The following is a 21,164-nucleotide window of genomic DNA, read 5'->3' as shown; positions in this document are numbered from 1 at the left end:
TGATAATGACAAAACCTGTGGTAAGTGGCCAAGGGTTGCGCTTAGTTGCGATGCTGGCAATGTTGGTCGTGATTATGGCTGGGATCAAGGCGGCATCGCCTATTGTGGTTCCCTTTTTACTGGCAATATTTCTCGCCATTGTTTTAAACCCGTTGGTGAAATTACTCGAAAAAATAAAGATCCCCCGCACACTGGCTATCGTTTTACTGGTAACTATTATTGTTTTGCTGATGGCATTACTGTTTAGCCGCTTAGGTTCTTCATTAAATGAATTTGCCCGTTCATTACCGCAATATCGCGGGATGATGCTGGAAAAAATGCGCGATCTGCAAGAATTTGCTATGCGCTTTAATATCGAATTCTCGGTGGATGACATCATGAAGCATGTCGATCCCAGCATGGCGATGAACTTTATTACTCGTCTGCTTAGCCACCTTTCTGGAGCAATGGCCAGCACCTTCTTGCTATTAATGACAGTCGTCTTCATGTTGTTTGAAGTCGAGCGCTTGCCTTATAAAATGCAATTGATGTTTGATAACCCTGAGCAAGGAAACGCCATTTTACGACGCGCACTGAATGGTGTGACACATTATCTGGTGATTAAGACCATTATTAGTATCGCGACGGGGATCGTTATTTGGCTATTTTTGGCCGCGATGGGGGTCAGATTTGCATTCTTATGGGGGTTATTAGCTTTTGTTCTCAATTACATTCCTAATATCGGGTCAGTATTAGCCGCCATCCCACCTATTATTCAGGCTTTGCTATTTAACGGTTTTGCTGACGCATTTGCCGTAACTGGTGGTTATATCCTCATCAACCTGATTGGCGGTAATATTATTGACCCGCGCATGATGGGGCGCGGCTTGGGGTTATCAACGCTGGTGGTATTCTTATCATTAATTTTCTGGGGATGGCTATTGGGGCCAATAGGTATGTTGCTCTCAGTACCTTTAACCATTATTGCCAAAATCGCACTAGAATTAACGCCTGCTGGTTATAAGTTTGCAGTGTTACTGAGCGATGGTAAGCCTGCCAAAACTGAGGCGGAGAAGCCAATATCTTGATTTGAAAATCTGAGGCCAGCAGGTGATTTCTATACCTGCTGGCTTTACTCAATATCAGGGGAATGATTCGGGCAGTAAACTAATAGAAAAAGAAATAAATATCCAGTGCCAACAATGTGAGCCACAAACAGATATAGAGTATTAGATGCTCCCGTACATTATTGATAACTATTGAAAGCAATTTATTTAACATGCTGACTGGCTGCGGCTAAGATCATCGCACATTATAGGTGTTTTTAATTGGATAAACAATAATCTGGAAGTTAAATTAGTGTGTTAAGAATAATAAAAAAAATGATTTATCTACAGATATGTGTGTAAAAGATGAACGTTGGAGCGTGGGTTATATAAAATAATTTAAGTGGAATGTAACCGATACTTGCTAACAGCAAGCTATTTCGCATTATATTGTTCCGGCTACATTACTCGTGACTTAAACTTATATAAATATTGGCTCGGCTCTGTATTGAGCACTACTTGGAGATGTTTTTCTAAATATAGACTAATTTCTAGTAGAGATATTTGAATACGTTGTAAATAAAGCACAACTCTAAGCGATTCCTGACTTTTATTTTCTCAGTAATATGGCGTTTATGTGAGTAAACTGTGCTATCGCTGATATTCAATTTTTTAGCGATACGGTAGTTGGGCATTTCTGTCATCCAGTAGCACATGACTTTATGTTCTTGTGGGCTGAACAGTGATGCAGGGCATGACAGATGTGACTTGCCTGAATCGTGTGAAATACGGGATAAGCTTTGAAGCAGTTCAGGCAAATGCTTTTTAGCCAGAATAGAAACAGAGCCAGTCAGGGGGATTGGTGTTTCACTAAATGGATAGGCTGCATCCAGATAAATATACACTTTTGCCTGGTCACTACAACGTAGAAAATGTTCTAATAACGGACAATGACCACCAAAACGACAATATTGGGTAAGATTAACAATTATTATCTCAGGATTAAAATCCTGGATAGTTGATGTTGCTTGTTCAACCGTAGGCACATCTCTTAAATTAAGCGATGTTGAGTTATTTAAATAAGTATTTACCCCTGAACGGGTATAAAAACATTCATCAATAATTAATATTTTCATATGACATACATCCTTGTCTAACTGCAACCATACCTGGCTGCATACAAGGATAAGGTAATCCTCTGACGACCAAGGCGTCAATTCGGGATTTGCGATGCTTGTTGACGGATTTAACGAATAAGCCTCCTGCTAATAATAAAATTAAGAGTGTTTTGTCCTGAGATTGAAATATAAGAAATGCAAATAAATTGCCAATAACTCATCTTAAAAGTAAATGAGTATTGGCAACAATTTAATCAGAAAATTGTCATTCGTGGCCTAAGAATGAGTGAATCGCGCCAGTGAAAAGGCAGAAATATCAATAGGTGACGTTTTATCTTGCGCAAAGAGTGCGGCGACTTCACCCAGTGCGGTGGCAAACTTAAATCCATGACCGCTTAAGCCAGTCACCACCATAATATGGGGGTTATCCGGCAAGGTGTCGATGATGAAATCTTCATCGGGACTCATATCATAACTGCATGCTGCGCCATGTAGGCAAACACCCACTCCAGGTAAGAAATGACGCAAAAAGCCAAATACTTCGGTACCATCTTCAGCATAAGCACCAAATGGCTTACGTTGTGCGGCTGATTCTATCGGTTGACCACCATTATGCTTACCCAATTTCAGTTCATCATTTTGTGAGGGAAAACCGTAGTAATGAATGTTATCCGGAGTTTCTACTGTAAATGCCGGGAAATGATTCCCTTCACTGTAGCGACCATCGGCATGGTGCCAGGAGAAGACTTTGCGTATGGCTGTTATGGGTAATTGCGGTAGTAACTCTTTCACCCAGGTTCCGGCGGTGACCACCACTTTCCTGGCGCTGTAGGTACCATCAATGGTCACGACATCAACCCCATTATCCAAGGGTTCAATCGCGGTAACCGGGCAGTTAAATAAAATGCCGCAACCAGCCTCAGTGACGGCTTTGATCAGTGTTTTTATGGCCAGTTCTGAGCGCAGATAACCTGACTGTGGTTCGAATACACCAATATAATTATCCGGCACAGTAAATACCGGCCATTTCTCACGAACCTGCGCTGCATTTAAAATGTCGACCGGTAAATTATATTGTTGCGCGCTGAGTTGTGTATTTTTCAGGAAAGTCGAATCATCAGGCCCCAAATTGAGTACACCACTGGCCTGAAATAATTTTTCACCTGTCTGAGCGGAGAGTTGATCCCACAGTGCTTGTGCGCGTAATACTAATGGAACATATTTCTCGCCTTCACCGTATGCGTGGCGAATGATTCTGGTATCGCCGTGGTGGCTACCTGACTGGTGAGGAGGCATTGCACTGTCAATCATCAGCACTTTTAAACCGGCTTGTGAGGCGTAGTAACCTGCGGCGGAACCGACGGAGCCACTACCAATGACAATCAAATCATAATCCATATTTTTCACCTTGGTGAATATCATCGCTAGCCTTATTTAACACTGTTCGATTTGTAATGCAGTTTTATCCTGATAATAAACAGAATTATTTAAATGAAAGGCGGCAAGTCGCGATAAAAATTAAAACGATAGTAATAGCACGGGGTCAGGGATAGCAAAAGGGATGTTAGCGATATGATGGTGGGAACGGTTAATAAAAAGGCATCAAGTGATATTCACTAATGCCTTTTTATGAGCGTTGAGAAATTAATTGTAGGTGATAATTAATGCTTACGACGGTCAAGATCTTGGTATTCTGATGACTCAATTTTAGCAATGCCTGCTTCTAAGATATTTATTAATTGGCGTGCAACATCAGTCGTCAGCCAGAGCGTTCTATCAACCAGCGCATCTTCAGGCGGTTGATCCATGGAAGACAGGTAATGAAGACGTATCATCATCGCGTCATATGCATCTACAGTGCTGATATCCCAACCTACGAGCGGGTGAGTCTGGATAACTTCATCATTTCTGTCCATAAAGACCCCTTATATAGTAGTTACTAACTGGAGTGACTAACGAGGATCAATGCGACTCAATACTCAGTGAACTTTTTTAGTATACGCAAGCGCTGGTGAATGTGGAGATTATCAACAGATCTTTACAAATTATTTATTTTCTGATGATTAATTAAGCGAAGATTAAAATGAAAAAAGCCGAGGAGCGATTCCCCGGCAAAACAGCATTTACCTATACCCGTCATACTTCAAGCTGCATGTGCGTTGGCTACGCTCAATAACCCGAATCACTTACGACACAGTAAGCTCATCGGGATTTTCTCACTTGCCGCCTTCCCGCAACTTGAATTATTTAGGATATATAACATATTTTTTATTGTGATTTATTCCGCATCGAACCAGTCGTCCGCGCTTTCCCATATTTCTTGTAATATTTCAGAGATGAGATCTTTATCAGTTTTGGCACCGCCTAAAACAGAAAGATTATTGGCCCCGGCGTAACGCACTTGTACTGCGGTAGTGGTATCCGGGAATTTAGTATTCAGTCGTTTACTCAATTCATTGGTGAGTGCTTCGATAGCACCTGCGGGTAACTGATTTTTTTTATCAATACTGACTTCAACACGCATATTTAGCCCTCCGAATATTCATGCTGGTTATTTATACAGTATAAGTGTTCGGGCTGCAACTGGCGGATAAAAAAATTTGAGGCAGTAGAGAAAAGCGCGCTCTACCGCCATAGCTATTAAGCTTTAACTGACCAGTTGATGGTCTGGCCGGCAAGGAAAGGAATAATAGATTCGTTTCCGAGTGAGATTTCTTCTGGTTGTTGGAACGGAACCCGAACCAATTCAACAAAATCTTCATTAACGGGCAGACCATAAAAACGTGGGCCGTTCAAAGAGCAGAATGCTTCCAAATGTTGCAGTGCGTTCATCTCTTCAAACACAGAGGCATACGCTGGAAGTGCCGACGGGGCATTGAATACACCTGCACAGCCACATGATGACTCTTTACGATGTTTGGCATGCGGTGCTGAGTCAGTTCCGAGGAAGAAGCGCTCAGAGCCACTGGTAACCGCTTGACGCAGGGCTTCTTGATGAGTGCTACGTTTTAGGATCGGCAAACAGAATAGGTGAGGGCGAATTCCGCCAACCAACATGTGATTACGATTGAACATTAAATGCTGAGGGGTGATGGTCGCACCAAGGAAACGATTGCCTGCCAGCACATAATCGGCTGCGTCTTTGGTGGTGATATGCTCAAAGACAATTTTCAGTTCTGGGAATTGACGGCGTATCGGTTCCAGGATTTGGTCAATAAAGCGCGCTTCACGATCAAAAATGTCCACAGCCGCGTCAGTGACTTCCCCGTGGATCAGTAACGGCATGCCTATCTTCTGCATCTGTTCAAACAGCGGATAAATTGCTGGAATATCAGAAACACCATGGGTTGAGTTGGTGGTGGCATTGGCCGGATAAAGCTTAGCGGCGGTAAACACACCTTGTTCAAAACCGCGAGTCAGTTCATTGACGTCCAGAGTATTGGTCAGGTAGCACGTCATTAGCGGTGTGAATTTATGGCCCGCAGGAATTGCCGCCAAAATACGTTCCCGATAGGCAATGGCACTGGCAACTGTGGTTATCGGGGGTGTCAGGTTTGGCATGACAATAGCCCGAGCAAACACCTCGGAAGTATAGGGCAGCACGGTACTGAGCATTTCGTCATCACGTAAATGAATATGCCAGTCATCGGGGCGGCGAATTTTCAGGGTTTGGGGTTGTACAGTCATTCAACGGGCTCCGCAGTCATGATGAGATATCGGGGTTTTTGTGCTGTTTCCGGCGGGGTCTAAGGATAAGCGGAAAGTGCTCCAGATGCATCTGATTGTTACGGCTAAGGTGAAAACAATATTTTTAGTAAGTTGAAAATAGGGTAAAAAGGGGCTTTTATAGAGAGGTTTCGAGAAATTGCCCAAGTGGGTGAGCGATTGATTTATCGTCAAATACGCTAGTTAAATGTACAGATGGGAGAATAACTATGGAAGTTCGTGTTATTGCCAGCTTAGTAGCGAAACCTGAGTTTATTGCTGAGGTTACAGCCGCAGTTCATCAGGTTATCGAACCGAGTCGTGAAGAGAAGGGGAATCTGCAATATGATCTCCATGCTGAAAGCGACCAAAAAGGCTCTTTTGTGTTTTTTGAGCGCTGGGCATCTGAGGATGCATTAGAAAAACATAATAAAACCGAGCACTTCAAAGCGTTTGTCAAAGCTCTTGAAGGCAAGTTGGAAAGCCTTGAGATAAAGAAAGTGAAGCAAATCGCGTGAGAGTATTTGTTCAATAAAAAACCCGCCAAATTGAAGTGAACCCCATTTATTGGACACTTTTCCTGGCGGTTGACATGGCCTGATTTCGGTACTGCACCGGACTCAGGCCGTTTAATTTTACTTTGATCCTTTCGTTGTTGTAGTAATGGATATACTCATCCACCGCTTTTTTCAGTTGTTCTACATCTTCGTATTTTTCATTGTGCCAGCATTCAGTCTTCAGCAGACCAAAAAAGTTTTCTATCACAGCATTATCCAGGCAGTTGCCCTTGCGCGACATACTTTGCTTTACTTCGCCAGACCCCAGCCTTTTCTGATAGCTTGCCATCTGATATTGCCAGCCCTGATCCGAGTGAAGTACAGGTTCATCGCCTGAGTTCAACTTCTGTAGCGCATCATCAAGCATTTTATCAATCAGGTTCATTCCGGGATGCGTATCCATCTGCCAGGCAACGACTTCGCTGTTATACAGATCCAGCACGGGTGACAGATACAGCTTTTTACCCCTGACGTTGAACTCGGTCACATCCGTTACCCACTTCTGGTTAGGGGCTTCGACAGTAAATTTTCGAGCAAGTATATTAGGGACCACTTTACCGTAGGCACCCTGATATGACTGATATTTTTTACGACGCAGGTTAGATGCAAGCTGCTGTTGCCGCATGAGTTTTCGTACGGTTTTATGGTTAAGACTCCCGCCCTCATTGCGTAGGGCCAGCGTTATTCTGCGGTAACCATAGCGACCTTTATGATGGTGAAACAGGGTTTTTATTCTTTGTTTCTCATCCGCATAAGTCTCTTCACGACCACTGGATTTTACCTGCCAGTAGAAGGTGCTGCGCGGAAGTTCGGCCACGTAAAGCAAGGTCGCCAGTTTATACAGATGCCTTAATTCAGTGATTATTCGCGTTTTTTCCGCTGCTTCTCCTGAATCAAGGCACGCAGCTTTTTTAAGTAGGCGTTCTCTGCACGCAGATATTCCAGCTCTTCTTCTATGCTGCGGAACTCCGGGTAAGGGGCCGTTGCTTCCTGAGCAGAATGCTTTTTCTTCCCTGACATAGTCGGTCGTCCTCTGGGTTTGTTGCGAAGCGCAATAATACCCCCTTCGCGGTAAAGTCGCGCCCATCTGTTGATGGTGCAGGCTGTCGCAATGTTGAATTTTGCGGCCGCTTTGCGGGAGGACTGATGATTATCCTGCATCCAGAGAAGTACCGCCCCCTTGAAGGCAGCGGAATATTTTTTGGTCGTGATGGTGAAGCCATTCTCTCCGCTGGCTTTCCAGTGCTCGGTCCAGAGGCGAACCGTACCGTGGTCAAGACCAAATAGTCGGGCGGTACGCCTGGCTCCATCATCACTGTTGAGGAAGTGGAGAACAACCTGACGCTTGAATTCAGTTGTGTATTTTCTTTTACCCATTAAACGCAAAACCCCTACTCGCTGGGTGTCCAACTTTCGGGGTTCACTTCAAAATGGCGGGTTTTGCACTATTAGGGCCGAACGATATTGCTACTATTCAACTGATTGTGGCTTTGTTGCTGGTGCTGTTGCCTTAGTTGCTGCCGCATGACCACCCGCAGAACCTTTACCTGCAAAATCAAAGGCTGGACGTTCCCAATGGCCTTGGCTTGGCGATGCTGGTTGGTAATCAGGTGCCGGTGCTTTAGTCATTGGCGCTGAAGCATAGTGCTTGAATAACACACCTTCGGGATGAGCAACAACTGGCTGCTGCGGTGCAACGGCAACAGGAGCTGTGTCGGTTGGTGATTCAGTTACCGTAGCTTCTTCTGCCACAGAATCTTCAACCACTGTTTCCGCCACGATTGGTGCTTCAACCACCGCTTCTTCAACTGTCACATCTTCAACTACAGCTTCTTCAACTATAGCCTCTTCAACTACAGCTTTTTCAGCGACTGTCACGTCATCAACTACAGCTGCTGTTTCTTCAACAACAGGCTCTTGGGTTACGGCTTCTTCCATGACAGCGACGGGTTCGATTGTCGCTTCAACTACAGTTTCTGTTGCCACAGCGTCTTCAATCACTGGCTCGACTGCCGTGATAGTTTCTGCTGCTGGTGCAATTTCAGTTACCTGTGTAGGTTCTTCAACAGCATGGGTTTCAACGATTGGCGCTACAGTTACCGTTTCTACCATTGCCGTTTCCACAATTGCCGTTTCTACAACAACCGGCGCACGGCCCGGTACGGCAGCAGCGGATGATGAAGAACCACCTGGTTTGTGTTGCGGGGCTGGAGTCGGCACGACAGTTTCAGCTACGGCAGCAGCAACAACAGGTGCTGCAACTACAGCGACTTGTTCTACTACAGCAGTAACTTCCTGCACGTACTCAACTGGCTGTTGTTCTTCAACCGGATTTTCCACAAAGGCGGGTTCAAACGGTTGAGCTACTGGATAACGCACCCACACTTTACCTGATGCCATTTCTGGTGAGGCGAAAGCACCCGCCAGCGGCATAGCTGACTGGGTTGGGTAGCGCTCATCACGATAGCGGCGACGGCGTTGACCACTGACACGCAGGTGGCGAGGTGAGCGGCGAGAGCGACGTGGCATGCCATTTTCATTGTTGCCATTACGATCGTTTGTTGCTTCATCATCGGCCTGAGAGCTTGCTTGCGGCAGCAATTTCACTTCTTCCTGCACGACTGGCGCAGCAATGTGGGAAACTGGCTCGCTAACAGAACTTTCCAGAACATTCAGCTCATCATTCGCGGATTGAATACGGACTTTCTGATTCAATTGGCGACGTTGACGGCGCTGCATCACTTGTTGACGTTCTTCTTGCTCAGGTTGTGCTTCTTCGACTACAGCTGTGACGACATCCGCATCAACTTTAGCTTTAACGTCTTGTGATACCTGGCGTTTATCATCTTGTGGACGACGACGTTGGCGATCACCGCGACGCGCTGGCTGCTCTTCACGCTGTGTTTTATCTGCTTCAACAACTTCAGTCTGTGCCTGTGGTGCCGTTGCTTGTTGCGCCGGGCGTCTATTATTGCGGCGCTGATCGTCACGGCCTTCGCGATTGCTATTATCGCGGTTAGCATTGTCACGGTTGCCGTTATCACGAGTGCTATTATCACGGGCATTGTTGTCGCGACTACTGTTATCACGACCTTCGCGCGGCGTGCGGTCACCACGGTCTTTGCGGCCATTATTCTGGCGGCGAGGATTGCGGCGATCATTACGACGGTTTTCGTTGGTTTCAGTTTTCTCAACTTCAACCGGCTTCACTTCAGTTTCTGTTGAACCACCGAAGAGACCTTTCAGCCCACTGAACAGGCGGCTAAGGAAACCAGGTTGTTCTGCCACCGCAGCTGTTGCGGCCTGTGGTGCGGCTGTTGGTTTAACATTCGCAGCAGCAGGGGCTGACTCTGGTGGCACTTCTGTTGGCAGAGAGAACGTCGCCAGCGCAGGTTGCTCTGGGCGTTTACGTTCGATGGTCGCTTCTTCCAACGGTTGTGCCATTTCAGCTTCATGCAGCTGTGGCAGCAAATAGCTGAGAGAAGGGACTTCTTCGCCTTTGCGTACACGAAGTACAGAGTAATGCGGCGTTTGCATCTGATCGTTTGGTACGATCACTGCCCGCACACCACCCTGGCGTTTTTCGATGGCATTAACAGATTCACGCTTTTCGTTCAGCAGATACGATGCAATTTGTACCGGCACAATGGCGTGAACTTCATGGGTATTCTCTTTCAGCGCTTCTTCTTCAATCAAACGCAGAATAGAAAGTGACAGAGATTCGTTGTCACGAACGGTACCGGTACCGCTACAGCGTGGGCACACATGGTGGCTTGACTCACCCAGTGATGGGCTGAGGCGCTGGCGGGACATTTCCAGTAAACCGAAGCGAGAGATGCGGCCAATCTGGATACGCGCACGGTCTTGACGAACGGCATCACGTAGGCGGTTTTCTACTTCACGTTGGTGGCGTACCGGTGTCATATCGATAAAGTCGATGACAATCAGGCCACCTAAGTCACGTAGACGCAACTGACGGGCAATTTCATCGGCGGCTTCAAGGTTGGTATTGAATGCCGTTTCTTCGATATCTCCACCACGGGTAGCACGTGCGGAGTTGATATCAATCGCTGTCAGGGCTTCGGTGGTATCAATAACGATAGAACCACCGGAAGGCAGACGCACTTCACGTTGGAACGCAGATTCAATCTGTGACTCAATCTGGTAGTGACTGAATAATGGGATTTCGCCACTATACAATTTGATTTTGCTGCTGAAATCCGGGCGGCCAAGCGCTGCGATATGCTCTTTAGCCAGTTCGAGAACTTTAGGGTTATCGATCAGTATTTCGCCGATGTCCGGGCGTAGATAATCACGGAAAGCACGAACAATTACGTTACTTTCCTGATGGATCAAGAATGGCGCAGGGCGGCCTTCAGCGGCTTTTTTAATCGCATCCCAGTGCTTCAGACGGAATGATAAGTCCCATTGCAGCGCATCCGCAGATTTACCTACACCGGCGGTACGCACAATCAAACCCATGCCATCTGGCAATTGCAGGGAGGATAGGGCTTCTTTCAGTTCAGTGCGGTCATCACCTTCGATGCGGCGAGAAATACCACCGGCACGTGGGTTGTTAGGCATCAGAACTAAATAACTACCTGCCAGGCTGATGAAAGTGGTGAGTGCGGCACCTTTATTACCGCGTTCTTCTTTATCAACCTGAACAATAACTTCCTGGCCTTCGCGCAGCACATCTTTGATGTTTGGGCGGCCATGAGAGGAATAATTACTAGGGAAATATTCGCGAGAAATTTCTTTTAATGGGAGAAAACCATGTCGTTCAGCGCCGTAATCAACAAAAGCGGCTTCCAGACTGGGTTCGATTCGGGTGATTTTACCTTTGTAAATATTCGCTTTTTTCTGTTCATGACCTGGGCTTTCAATATCCAAATCATACAGCCGCTGTCCATCTACAAGGGCAACACGCAACTCTTCTTGCTGAGTTGCGTTAATCAACATTCTTTTCATCTTTAACTTACTCGTTTTTTTTACATTGGCGTTAGAACTGCGGGCAAAATAACCTCTATGGTCGGGTAAACCGATGACCCCGAGTCTTCTAGCAAAGCCGTCAACCTCACGGTTGTCGCCTGCATAGGGGCGCATTATTTCGGTAAGCCTGCGTTTCTTTCTGAAAAACAGCGCTTTTTATATAAAGGGTAGCTTCTGAATATAAGACAACAGAGCCTTACCCACTTGCCGACCAAGCTGCAACCCGCAGCCCGCTAATTGCTTGATTTCACATTACGTCTTACGCCATTGCTGCGTTTTTGTGTGATCAGGCAAAGTTTATTATTCCACAAGTCTCTTGGCCTAACGAGAATCAACGCAGAATTAACCACATTATTCCATTGCTGACACTGATATAGCAAGATGACTTTACCTGTCTAAGTAAAGATTCTTTTACTGTATTCACAGTGTTGGCGGCTATCGTTGTCTTATTAAACAATAAATGCGCGCAAACGTTATCTTTAAATAGTCAGATTGACAGTTAAGCACAGAAAAAGGGGTGGCGCTAATTCCTCGGTGTATTTAGAATCGCGCCCCATGAAAACGAATAATCCAGCAGTACAATTAATCACCATTTCTGCCGACGAGGCCGGTCAGCGGATCGATAACTTTTTGCTCACGAAATTGAAAGGTGTGCCAAAGAGTATGATCTATCGCATCGTGCGCAAAGGTGAGGTCCGCGTTAATAAAGGGCGCATTAAGCCAGAATATAAGCTGGCTGACGGTGATGTGGTTCGTGTACCACCGGTACGTGTCGCCGAGCGCGAAGAGATTCAGGTATCAGCTAAACTTGATAAAGTTGCCGCGCTGGCCGATTGCATTCTATTTGAAGACGATTATCTCTTAGTATTAAACAAACCTTCCGGCACTGCTGTACATGGTGGCAGCGGTTTAAGTTTTGGGGTAATTGAAGCATTACGCGCCCTGCGGCCTGAAGCTCGCTTCCTGGAATTGGTTCACCGCCTTGACCGCGATACCTCCGGTGTTTTGTTGGTAGCCAAAAAACGCTCGGCTTTACGTTCTTTACATGAGCAGTTGCGTTTGAAAGGGATGCAGAAAGATTATTTAGCGTTGGTGCGCGGGCAGTGGCAATCACATTGCAAAGCGGTGCAAGCGCCTTTACTGAAGAATATTATGCAAAGTGGCGAGCGCATGGTGAAAGTCAGTAGCGAAGGTAAGCCATCCGAAACGCGCTTTAAAATAGAAGAGCGTTTTGAGCATGCTACTCTGGTCAAAGCCAGCCCGATCACTGGCCGTACCCACCAGATTCGCGTGCACGCACTGCATGCTGGTCACCCAATCGCTTTTGACGATCGTTATGGTGACCGGGAATTTGATAGCCAATTGCAGGGAACAGGGTTACATCGCTTATTCCTGCATGCCGCGGCCTTGCGTTTTGAACACCCAAATACCGGTGAAACCATGCGCATTGAAGCACCACTGGATAATCAATTGCGCCATTGCCTGGCGGTATTACGCAAGAAAGCTGCGATTTAAAATGCGGCTAGCCGTTTTAAAGCTATCCGCATTTTAAAGTAAGGGATTGACCCCTTGCTCAATTAACATTTGGGTGAGGGCGATTAATGGCAGGCCGATGAGTGTATTCGGATCACGGCCTGATAACTTGTCAAATAAAGTGATGCCCAACCCTTCACTTTTAAAACTGCCTGCACAATTCCATGGTTGTTCCCGCACTAAATAACCCTCAATTTCTGCGCTAGTTAATCTGCGGAAATAAACATCAAATGTTTCGCACAGGCAATCATGGCTACCGGTTGCTGTATTGAGCAGCGCCAGCCCGGTATAAAAAGTGACACATTGGCCGCTGGCTTGTGTTAACTGCTTGACTGCATTGGCATGATTATGGGGCTTGCCGACGATGGTGCCGTTAATAACACACACTTGATCAGAACCGATTATCAAGTGTTGTGGGTAATGAGTGGTCAGAGCTTGGGCCTTGGCGCGTGCCAGCCGTTGCACCAGCGCGCTTGCGCTCTCGTCTTGCAATGGGCTTTCATCAGTTTGCGGCGCAGCAGTGATAAAGGGTAATTGCAATTTTTCCAGCAATGCGCGGCGATATGATGATGTTGAGGCGAGAACTAATTGCGGCATAATATTTTCCATAAACCGTGGCGTAATTTAATCAGGCATTTTAAACTGTCTGCCGCTTCGGAAGCGAATATTGGTGAAAGGTGCAGTAAAACGGCCTTTTTCTTTGACTCTATGTCGTTACAAAGTTAATATGCGCGCCCTATGCAAAAGGTAAAATTACCCCTGACCATTGATGCGGTTCGTACCGCTCAGAAACGTTTAGATTACGCAGGTATCTATTCGCCTGAGCAGGTTACACGAGTAGCCGACTCAGTGGTAAGTGTGGACAGCGATGTCGTGGCCTCATTATCGTTTAATATCGATAATCAGCGTCTGGCGGTTATTACAGGTCATGCGGACGTCGATGTAACATTGATGTGTCAGCGCTGTGGTAACACGTTTGCACACCATGTTCATACAACGTATTGTTTTAGCCCGATCGTCAATGATGAGCAGGCTGAAGCATTACCGGAAGCGTACGAGCCGATCGAAGTCGATGAATTTGGCGAAGTTGATCTGCTGGCTATGATTGAAGACGAAATTATTCTTTCACTGCCTGTCGTTCCGGTACATGATTCTGAACACTGTGAAGTGTCCGAGGCGGACATGGTATTTGGCAAACTGCCTGAAGAGGCGGAGAAACCTAATCCATTTGCCGTATTAGCCAGTTTAAAGAAAGTAATTAAGGAGTAAGGTCAATGGCCGTACAACAGAACAAACCCACTCGTTCCAAACGTGGCATGCGCCGTTCACACGATGCGCTGACCACTGCCACTCTGTCTGTGGACAAAACTTCCGGTGAAACTCACCTGCGTCACCACATCACAGCCGACGGTTTCTACCGCGGCCGCAAGGTTATCGGCTGAGTAGTACTTGCTAATCTTCTTTAGCAAGGCGATACCTTGACTTGTCTAACCCTAGCGTTAGATGCAATGGGTGGGGATTTCGGTCCCCACGTCACAGTGCCTGCTTCATTGCAGGCACTGGCCTCTAATCCAAAACTAAAACTCCTGCTGGTCGGGAACCCCGACACCATCACTTCGTTACTGGTTAATGCCGATCCTTTGTTGCTGGAAAGGTTACAGGTAATCCCCGCTGAGCATGTTATTGCCGGCGATGCTAAACCCTCACAAGCGATTCGTGCCAGCCGTGGTACCTCTATGCGTATTGCATTAGAGCTTGTCAAAAACGGTGACGCAGCAGCCTGTGTGAGTGCAGGTAATACTGGGGCATTGATGGGGTTGGCGAAGATGATGATTAAGCCACTGGATGGAATAGAGCGCCCGGCATTGATGACGGTCATCCCAAATCAGCAACGCAGCAAAACTGTGGTACTGGATTTAGGGGCTAACGTCGAATGCGATAGCACGATGCTGGTGCAATTTGCCGTCATGGGTTCGGTGATGGCAGAAGAAGTTGTTGGCATAACAAACCCGCGTGTTGCTTTGCTCAATATTGGCGAAGAGGAAACCAAGGGGTTGGATAATATCCGCGAAGCCGCCGCAGTATTAAAAAATACACCGACTATCAACTATATTGGTTATCTGGAAGGCAATGATCTGCTGACAGGCAAGACTGATGTGATGGTTTGTGACGGCTTCGTGGGTAACGTCACTCTAAAGACCATGGAAGGTGTGATAAGAATGTTCTTGTCACTGCTCAAATCATCGGGCGAAGGCAAAAAACAGTCATGGTGGCTTAAACTTATTGGCCGTTGGCTGCAAAAACGTGTGGCAAAGCGGTTCGGTCATTTGAACCCCGACCAGTATAATGGCGCATGTCTGTTAGGATTACGGGGCATCGTAATCAAGAGCCACGGCGCTGCGAATCAACGCGCATTTGCCGTTGCCATCGAACAGGCTGTGCAGGCGGTGCAGCGGCAAGTCCCACAACGGATTGCCGCGCGCCTTGAAGCGGTTTTACCCAAGAGTGACTGACTGTACATGTATACTAAGATTCTCGGTACGGGGAGTTATCTGCCCGTACAAGTGCGCAGTAATGCTGATTTAGAAAAAATGGTGGATACGTCGGACGAGTGGATTGTCACCCGGACAGGTATTCGTGAGCGGCGTATTGCTGGACCGGATGAAACAGTCGCAAGTATGGGCTTCCAGGCAGCAAAAAAAGCGCTGGAGATGGCCGTTATTGATGAGGGTATTGATAAGAAAGATATCGGGCTGATTATCGTAGCTACCACCTCGTCAAGCCATGCTTTCCCAAGCTCGGCCTGTCAGGTGCAGCAAATGCTGGGCATTGAAGATGCAGCCTCTTTCGATCTGGCTGCGGCCTGTGCGGGCTTTACCTACGCGCTGAGTGTAGCTGACCAATATGTGAAAAGTGGTGCGGTTAAGCATGCCATCGTGATTGGCTCCGATATGTTATCGCGCGCACTGGACCCAGAAGATCGTGGCACCATTATTTTATTTGGTGATGGTGCAGGTGCCGTAGTATTAGGCGCATCAGAAGAGCCCGGCATTCTCTCTACTCATTTGCACGCAGATGGTAAGTACGGTGAATTGCTGGCCCTGCCATATCCGGATCGCCAACACCAAGAACAGCCAGCCTATGTCACTATGGCCGGTAATGAAGTCTTTAAAGTTGCGGTCACTGAGCTTGCCCACATTGTGGACGAGACTTTGCAGGCCAATAATCTGGATCGCTCAGCGCTGGATTGGTTGGTACCGCATCAAGCTAACCTGCGTATTATTAGCGCAACGGCTAAAAAATTAGGCATGGGGATGGATAAAGTGGTGATCACGCTCGATCGCCATGGCAACACCTCTGCGGCATCTGTACCGGCGGCATTTGACGAAGCAGTACGAGATGGGCGAATTCAACGTGGGCAGTTAGTGCTGCTGGAAGCGTTTGGCGGCGGCTTTACCTGGGGCTCAGCGCTGGTTCGCTTCTGATTTAACAGAACCTTTTTTGGTTTAACAGGTTTTTTGATTCAACAGGAAAGAAAATGTCGAAATTTGCAATGGTATTTCCAGGCCAGGGATCTCAATCTCTTGGCATGCTGGCCGATTTGGCCGCACAATTTCCGATAGTTGAAGAGACCTTCAGTGAAGCCTCATCGGTACTGGGCTATGATCTGTGGCAGTTAGTGCAACAAGGCCCGGCTGAAGAATTGAATAAAACGTGGCAGACCCAGCCGGCATTGTTGACGGCATCTGTTGCTATTTGGCGTGTGTGGCAGCATCAGGGCGGTAAACTGCCTGCGATAATGGCCGGTCATAGCTTGGGTGAATACTCCGCTCTGGTATGCGCGGGCGTGCTGGATTTCAAACAGGCGGTTCGGCTGGTAGAATTGCGTGGCAAGCTGATGCAAGAAGCGGTACCTGAAGGTACCGGTGCCATGTACGCAATTATTGGTTTGGATAATGAATCCATTGCCAAAGCCTGTGAAGAGGCAGCATTGGGTCAGGTGGTTTCGCCGGTCAACTTTAACTCACCGGGTCAGGTGGTTATTGCCGGGAATAAAGAGGCGGTAGAACGTGCTGGTGCGGCTTGTAAAGCTGCCGGTGCGAAACGTGCCTTGCCATTGCCTGTCAGCGTGCCATCTCATTGTGCTCTGATGAAACCTGCGGCCGATAAGTTGGCCGCCGCACTGGAAGAGATTGAATTCCAAGCGCCGTTATTCCCTGTCGTCAACAACGTCGATGTGAAAACTGAAGTGTCACCAGAGGCTATCCGTAGCGCTTTGGTACGCCAGTTATATAATCCAGTACGTTGGACTGAGAGTGTTGAATTTATGGCAGCAGAAGGTATTGAACTGCTGTTAGAAGTTGGGCCGGGTAAGGTCTTGACTGGTTTGACCAAGCGCATCGTCGATACTCTGGTAGCAGCACCGGTAAACGATGTTGCTACGCTGACCAGCGCGCTTGAAAACTAAGAAAGAGGGTAACATGAGCTTCGAAGGAAAAATTGCGCTGGTAACTGGCGCTAGCCGCGGTATTGGCCGTGCGATTGCAGAATTATTGGTCGAACGGGGTGCCCGCGTTGTGGGTACCGCGACCAGTGAGAAGGGCGCCGAAGAGATTAGCGCCTATCTGGGTAAGCAGGGTAAAGGTTTAATGCTGAATGTCGTGGATCCTGCGTCAATCGAGTCAGTTCTGGCAACGATTCGTGCGGAATTTGGCGATGTCGACATTTTAGTGAATAATGCAGGTATTACGCGTGATAACCTGCTGATGCGTATGAAGGATGATGAGTGGCAAGAGGTTATTGACACCAATCTGACTTCCGTATTCCGTCTGTCAAAAGCGGTAATGCGCGCTATGATGAAAAAGCGGTTTGGGCGTATCATCACCATCGGTTCTGTAGTTGGAACAATGGGCAATGCAGGGCAGGTTAACTACGCGGCAGCTAAAGCGGGTCTGATCGGTTTTAGCAAGTCTTTGGCGCGTGAGGTTGCTTCACGTGGCATTACTGTCAACGTTGTGGCACCTGGTTTTATTGAGACAGACATGACTAGGGCGTTGACAGATGAACAACGCGCAGGCATTTTAGCCCAAGTACCAGCTAACCGGCTTGGGGAAGCTAAAGAAATCGCCAGCGCAGTTGCATTTTTAGCCTCTGACGAGGCCAGCTACATCTCTGGTGAAACGTTACATGTCAATGGCGGCATGTATATGATTTAAAAATCACGAAAGTATTTGCGTTATTTGAGGTAAAAACCGCAAAATAGCGTAAAATCGTGGTTTGACCAGCCTAGATTTAGTTGCATCTTTTTCAACATTTTATACACTACGAAAACCATCGCGAAAGCGAGTTTTGATAGGAAATTTAAGAGTATGAGCACTATCGAAGAACGCGTTAAGAAAATCATCGTTGAACAACTGGGTGTTAAAGAAGACGAAGTGAAGAACAGTGCTTCTTTCGTTGAAGATCTTGGCGCGGATTCTCTGGACACCGTTGAGCTGGTAATGGCTCTGGAAGAAGAATTTGATACTGAGATTCCAGACGAAGAAGCAGAAAAAATCACTACTGTTCAGGCAGCTATTGATTTTATCAACGCTAACCAGCAGTAAGCGTACATGCTTTAAGTTTAGATAGTTAGGCGGTCACTCGACCGCCTAAGTTTTTTTTGTCCTAAGTGTTATTTTCCCTCCTTGGAGGACAACCGTGTCTAAGCGTCGAGTTGTTGTGACTGGACTGGGCATGTTGTCTCCTGTCGGTAATACAGTCGAATCCACATGGAAAGCTGTTCTTGCCGGGCAGAGTGGCATCAGCCTGATCGACCATTTTGATACTAGTGCCTATGCAACTCGATTTGCTGGCTTAGTGAAAGATTTTAATTGTGAAGAGTTCATTTCGCGTAAAGATGCGCGCAAAATGGACGCATTCATACAGTACGGCATTGTTGCTGGCATGCAAGCCATGCAAGACTCAGGGCTTGAAGTCACCGAAGCCAATGCTAGCCGTATCGGTGCCGCTATAGGTTCTGGTATTGGTGGGCTGGGTCTGATTGAAGAAAACCACACCGCGCTGGTGAACGGTGGGCCACGTAAAATTAGCCCATTCTTCGTGCCATCAACCATTGTTAATATGATTGCCGGCCACTTGACCATTATGTGTGGGATGCGGGGGCCAAGCATTTCTATCGCAACGGCATGTACTTCTGGTGTGCATAACATCGGCCACGCGGCGCGTATCATTGCTTACAATGATGCAGATGTCATGCTGGCAGGTGGTGCAGAAAAAGCCAGTACGCCATTGGGTGTCGGTGGTTTTGGCGCGGCTCGTGCATTGTCGACTCGTAATGATAATCCGCAAGCCGCAAGCCGCCCATGGGATAAAGACCGTGATGGTTTCGTTCTGGGTGACGGCGCAGGCATGATGGTGCTGGAAGAGTACGAACACGCGAAAAAACGTGGTGCAAAAATCTACGCAGAAGTTGTTGGGTTTGGGATGAGCAGCGATGCTTATCACATGACCTCTCCACCGGAAGACGGTTCTGGAGCAGCGCTGGCAATGGTAAATGCATTACGTGATGCGGGTGTGAGCACCTCTCAGATCGGCTATATCAATGCCCACGGCACGTCAACTCCTGCTGGCGATAAAGCCGAAACGCAGGCAGTTAAGTCTGTATTTGGTGGAGACACCAAAGTGATGGTCAGTTCCACCAAATCCATGACTGGGCACTTGTTAGGTGCAGCAGGCGCAGTTGAATCTATCTTCACTGTCTTAGCACTGTGTGATCAAGCTATTCCAGCCACCATTAATCTGGATAACCCAGATGAAGGTTGTGATTTGGACTTTGTTCCGCACGAAGCTCGTCAGGTAAACGGTTTGGAGTACACCCTGTGTAACTCCTTCGGCTTTGGCGGCACTAACGGTTCTTTGGTTTTCCGCAAAGTATAACGTTGGTCGTTACGCTCCAGCTGCTTAAAAGACCCGGTTTTCCGGGTCTTGAGGTTAATGACAAAGTGCCCGTAACGGTGAAAACAGGCAGATCGTAAAGACGCCGTAAACCCCTCCCTGGGGGCTCGAGCCGCGCCGTCCCTGGCGCGGACGCTTTACTCTTCTACCTGCCCTCACCTTGCAAGATCGAGTTATCGAGGTTTGTCAGCAGTCTGAGACCCGGTTTTCCGGGTCTTTTATTAACTTTGTCCTGCATTAGTCATAACATCCCTCAATAATAATTGTCCCAATAAGAGACAAATCTGAAAACAGCCATTGGTTTAAATCTGATACTGTCAGCAGGTACAATTTATATTTATGGGCAATCCCTCTTTCCCAATTGAATATAGAGTAAATACCCCCTTCCATTTAAAGAGAATCTGAATGTTCTGGATTAATGGTGTTGAACAAAATTTGATTTCGGCTTCAGACCGCTCTGTGCAGTTTGGCGATGGCTGTTTTACTACCGCCAGAGTCTCTCTCGGCCGCGTTGTGTGGCTGGATAAACATATACTACGTTTGCAGTTGGCGGCTGAGCGGTTATTAATGCCCGCAGTGAATTGGAATGCATTGACCAAGGAAATGGTTGAAGCCGCAAGCCATACTGAAGACGGGGTGCTGAAAGTGATTATCAGTCGGGGAAGCGGCGGACGAGGTTACAGTGGCACGACATGTCAGCATCCGACACGGATTATTTCTCTCAGTGATTATCCTGTTCATTATCATAGTTGGCGTGAACGGGGGATTTCTCTGGCACTCAGCCCGATATCGCTAGCACGTAGCCCCTTGCTGGCGGGGGTTAAGCACTTGAACCGCTTGGAGCAGGTATTGATTCGCGCGCATCTTGAGCAGACAGCGGCGGATGAGGCACTGGTGCTTGACACTGAAGGCATGCTGGTGGAATGCTGTGCGGCTAATTTATTCTGGCGTAAGGGGGATGAAATATTTACCCCAGATCTGTGCCAATCAGGTGTAGATGGCATTATGCGCCAACGAATTATTAGCTGCCTGGCTACGCAGGGTCGGCAGGTGACAATTGTGGCACAACCGGTGGATGTGTTGGCTGATGCAGATGAAGTTATCGTTTGTAACGCGCTGATGCCGCTACTCCCGGTGAATAGGATTGAATCGGTAAATCGCGCTGAACCGTGGGTTTACCACTCGCGCCAGTTATTTGATTTCTTAAATCTTCATTGCTGCGAAGTATAGACTTCATGAGGATTTTGATTTTTGTACCTATGACTACCTTTAATATG

The 21,164-nt window shown here is 47.3% G+C and carries 21 protein-coding genes; 12 read left to right on the top strand and 9 right to left on the bottom strand.

The genetic code is table 11. The features are described 5' to 3' along the window. Positions 1 to 5 precede the first annotated feature (5 nt). Positions 6 to 1,067: an AI-2E family transporter gene (locus FGL26_RS07045; RefSeq protein WP_005170771.1), complete on the top strand. Its 1,062-nt coding sequence runs from the start codon at positions 6 to 8 to the stop codon at positions 1,065 to 1,067. 79 nt (positions 1,068 to 1,146) lie between these two features. On the opposite strand, the gene FGL26_RS07040 is transcribed toward FGL26_RS07045, so the two are convergent. From FGL26_RS07040 to pyrC, 6 genes are all read right to left on the bottom strand, one after another. Next, complete coding sequence (locus FGL26_RS07040; protein ID WP_005179400.1) at positions 1,147 to 1,260, bottom strand: DUF2770 family protein; 114 nt, start codon at positions 1,258 to 1,260, stop codon at positions 1,147 to 1,149. A 316-nt stretch (positions 1,261 to 1,576) separates the two neighbouring features. Next, positions 1,577 to 2,161, bottom strand: coding sequence for a LuxR C-terminal-related transcriptional regulator (locus tag FGL26_RS07035; RefSeq protein WP_005170768.1), 585 nt, complete (start codon positions 2,159 to 2,161; stop codon positions 1,577 to 1,579). Positions 2,162 to 2,419: 258 nt separating this feature from the next. Next, positions 2,420 to 3,541 (bottom strand): N-methyl-L-tryptophan oxidase, encoded by a 1,122-nt coding sequence (solA, locus tag FGL26_RS07030; protein ID WP_005170765.1) that lies wholly within the window; start codon positions 3,539 to 3,541, stop codon positions 2,420 to 2,422. A 263-nt stretch (positions 3,542 to 3,804) separates the two neighbouring features. Further along, positions 3,805 to 4,059, bottom strand: a complete 255-nt coding sequence (gene bssS / locus FGL26_RS07025; protein ID WP_005157914.1) for a biofilm formation regulator BssS — start codon at positions 4,057 to 4,059, stop codon at positions 3,805 to 3,807. Positions 4,060 to 4,421: 362 nt separating this feature from the next. Beyond that, entirely contained in the window at positions 4,422 to 4,667 is a 246-nt protein-coding gene (gene dinI / locus FGL26_RS07020; protein ID WP_005157917.1) for a DNA damage-inducible protein I, read from the bottom strand. Between the two features lie 116 nt (positions 4,668 to 4,783). Beyond that, entirely contained in the window at positions 4,784 to 5,830 is a 1,047-nt protein-coding gene (pyrC, locus tag FGL26_RS07015) for a dihydroorotase (protein ID WP_005170759.1), read from the bottom strand. Positions 5,831 to 6,078: 248 nt separating this feature from the next. On the opposite strand from pyrC, the gene FGL26_RS07010 reads away from it, so the two are divergent. After that, on the top strand, positions 6,079 to 6,366 hold the full coding sequence (locus FGL26_RS07010) for a putative quinol monooxygenase (protein ID WP_005170755.1): 288 nt from the start codon (positions 6,079 to 6,081) through the stop codon (positions 6,364 to 6,366). Between the two features lie 46 nt (positions 6,367 to 6,412). Here FGL26_RS07010 and FGL26_RS07005 read toward each other — a convergent pair. Both FGL26_RS07005 and rne read right to left on the bottom strand, forming a co-directional pair. Next, a protein-coding gene (locus tag FGL26_RS07005; protein ID WP_102990171.1) for an IS3-like element IS1664 family transposase occupies positions 6,413 to 7,782 on the bottom strand; the annotation gives its coding sequence in 2 pieces (ribosomal slippage) (positions 6,413 to 7,320 and positions 7,320 to 7,782; 1,371 coding nt in all). A 93-nt stretch (positions 7,783 to 7,875) separates the two neighbouring features. Beyond that, positions 7,876 to 11,376, bottom strand: coding sequence for a ribonuclease E (gene rne / locus FGL26_RS07000; RefSeq protein WP_005170746.1), 3,501 nt, complete (start codon positions 11,374 to 11,376; stop codon positions 7,876 to 7,878). A gap of 576 nt (positions 11,377 to 11,952) precedes the next feature. Here rne and rluC point away from each other — a divergent pair. Further along, positions 11,953 to 12,912, top strand: a complete 960-nt coding sequence (gene rluC / locus FGL26_RS06995; protein WP_005157930.1) for a 23S rRNA pseudouridine(955/2504/2580) synthase RluC — start codon at positions 11,953 to 11,955, stop codon at positions 12,910 to 12,912. A 33-nt stretch (positions 12,913 to 12,945) separates the two neighbouring features. Here the strand turns inward: rluC and FGL26_RS06990 are convergent, their stop codons facing one another. After that, positions 12,946 to 13,527 (bottom strand): Maf family protein, encoded by a 582-nt coding sequence (locus tag FGL26_RS06990; protein ID WP_005170743.1) that lies wholly within the window; start codon positions 13,525 to 13,527, stop codon positions 12,946 to 12,948. Between the two features lie 141 nt (positions 13,528 to 13,668). Between FGL26_RS06990 and yceD the strand changes: the two genes are divergently transcribed. The 9 genes from yceD (at position 13,669) to pabC (ending at position 21,117) form a co-directional block, all read left to right on the top strand. Beyond that, positions 13,669 to 14,199 (top strand): 23S rRNA accumulation protein YceD, encoded by a 531-nt coding sequence (gene yceD / locus FGL26_RS06985; RefSeq protein WP_004709643.1) that lies wholly within the window; start codon positions 13,669 to 13,671, stop codon positions 14,197 to 14,199. Positions 14,200 to 14,204: 5 nt separating this feature from the next. Beyond that, positions 14,205 to 14,372 carry a 50S ribosomal protein L32 gene (rpmF, locus tag FGL26_RS06980; protein ID WP_002210931.1) on the top strand — a complete coding sequence of 56 codons (168 nt, stop codon included), beginning with the start codon at positions 14,205 to 14,207 and terminating at the stop codon, positions 14,370 to 14,372. A gap of 36 nt (positions 14,373 to 14,408) precedes the next feature. Beyond that, positions 14,409 to 15,443: a phosphate acyltransferase PlsX gene (plsX, locus tag FGL26_RS06975; protein ID WP_005170740.1), complete on the top strand. Its 1,035-nt coding sequence runs from the start codon at positions 14,409 to 14,411 to the stop codon at positions 15,441 to 15,443. Positions 15,444 to 15,449: 6 nt separating this feature from the next. Continuing rightward, the gene (locus tag FGL26_RS06970) at positions 15,450 to 16,415 is read left to right on the top strand and encodes a beta-ketoacyl-ACP synthase III (RefSeq protein WP_005170737.1); all 966 of its coding nucleotides are present in this window, start codon (positions 15,450 to 15,452) and stop codon (positions 16,413 to 16,415) included. Positions 16,416 to 16,468: 53 nt separating this feature from the next. Then, positions 16,469 to 17,398, top strand: a complete 930-nt coding sequence (gene fabD, locus FGL26_RS06965; RefSeq protein WP_005170734.1) for an ACP S-malonyltransferase — start codon at positions 16,469 to 16,471, stop codon at positions 17,396 to 17,398. A 13-nt stretch (positions 17,399 to 17,411) separates the two neighbouring features. Continuing rightward, positions 17,412 to 18,146, top strand: a complete 735-nt coding sequence (gene fabG, locus FGL26_RS06960; protein WP_005170732.1) for a 3-oxoacyl-ACP reductase FabG — start codon at positions 17,412 to 17,414, stop codon at positions 18,144 to 18,146. Between the two features lie 153 nt (positions 18,147 to 18,299). Beyond that, positions 18,300 to 18,536 carry an acyl carrier protein gene (gene acpP / locus FGL26_RS06955; RefSeq protein WP_002220787.1) on the top strand — a complete coding sequence of 79 codons (237 nt, stop codon included), beginning with the start codon at positions 18,300 to 18,302 and terminating at the stop codon, positions 18,534 to 18,536. A 94-nt stretch (positions 18,537 to 18,630) separates the two neighbouring features. Beyond that, positions 18,631 to 19,869 carry a beta-ketoacyl-ACP synthase II gene (fabF, locus tag FGL26_RS06950; protein WP_005170730.1) on the top strand — a complete coding sequence of 413 codons (1,239 nt, stop codon included), beginning with the start codon at positions 18,631 to 18,633 and terminating at the stop codon, positions 19,867 to 19,869. Between the two features lie 423 nt (positions 19,870 to 20,292). Further along, positions 20,293 to 21,117: an aminodeoxychorismate lyase gene (gene pabC / locus FGL26_RS06940; RefSeq protein ID WP_005170716.1), complete on the top strand. Its 825-nt coding sequence runs from the start codon at positions 20,293 to 20,295 to the stop codon at positions 21,115 to 21,117. The last annotated feature ends 47 nt before the right edge of the window (positions 21,118 to 21,164 follow it).

Origin of the sequence: Yersinia enterocolitica subsp. enterocolitica (genome assembly GCF_901472495.1) — a bacterium.
In the GTDB taxonomy this organism is placed as follows: Bacteria; Pseudomonadota; Gammaproteobacteria; order Enterobacterales; family Enterobacteriaceae; genus Yersinia; species Yersinia enterocolitica.
Note: the sequence above shows the minus strand (reverse complement) of the source record. Positions and strands in the feature narration are given on the sequence as shown.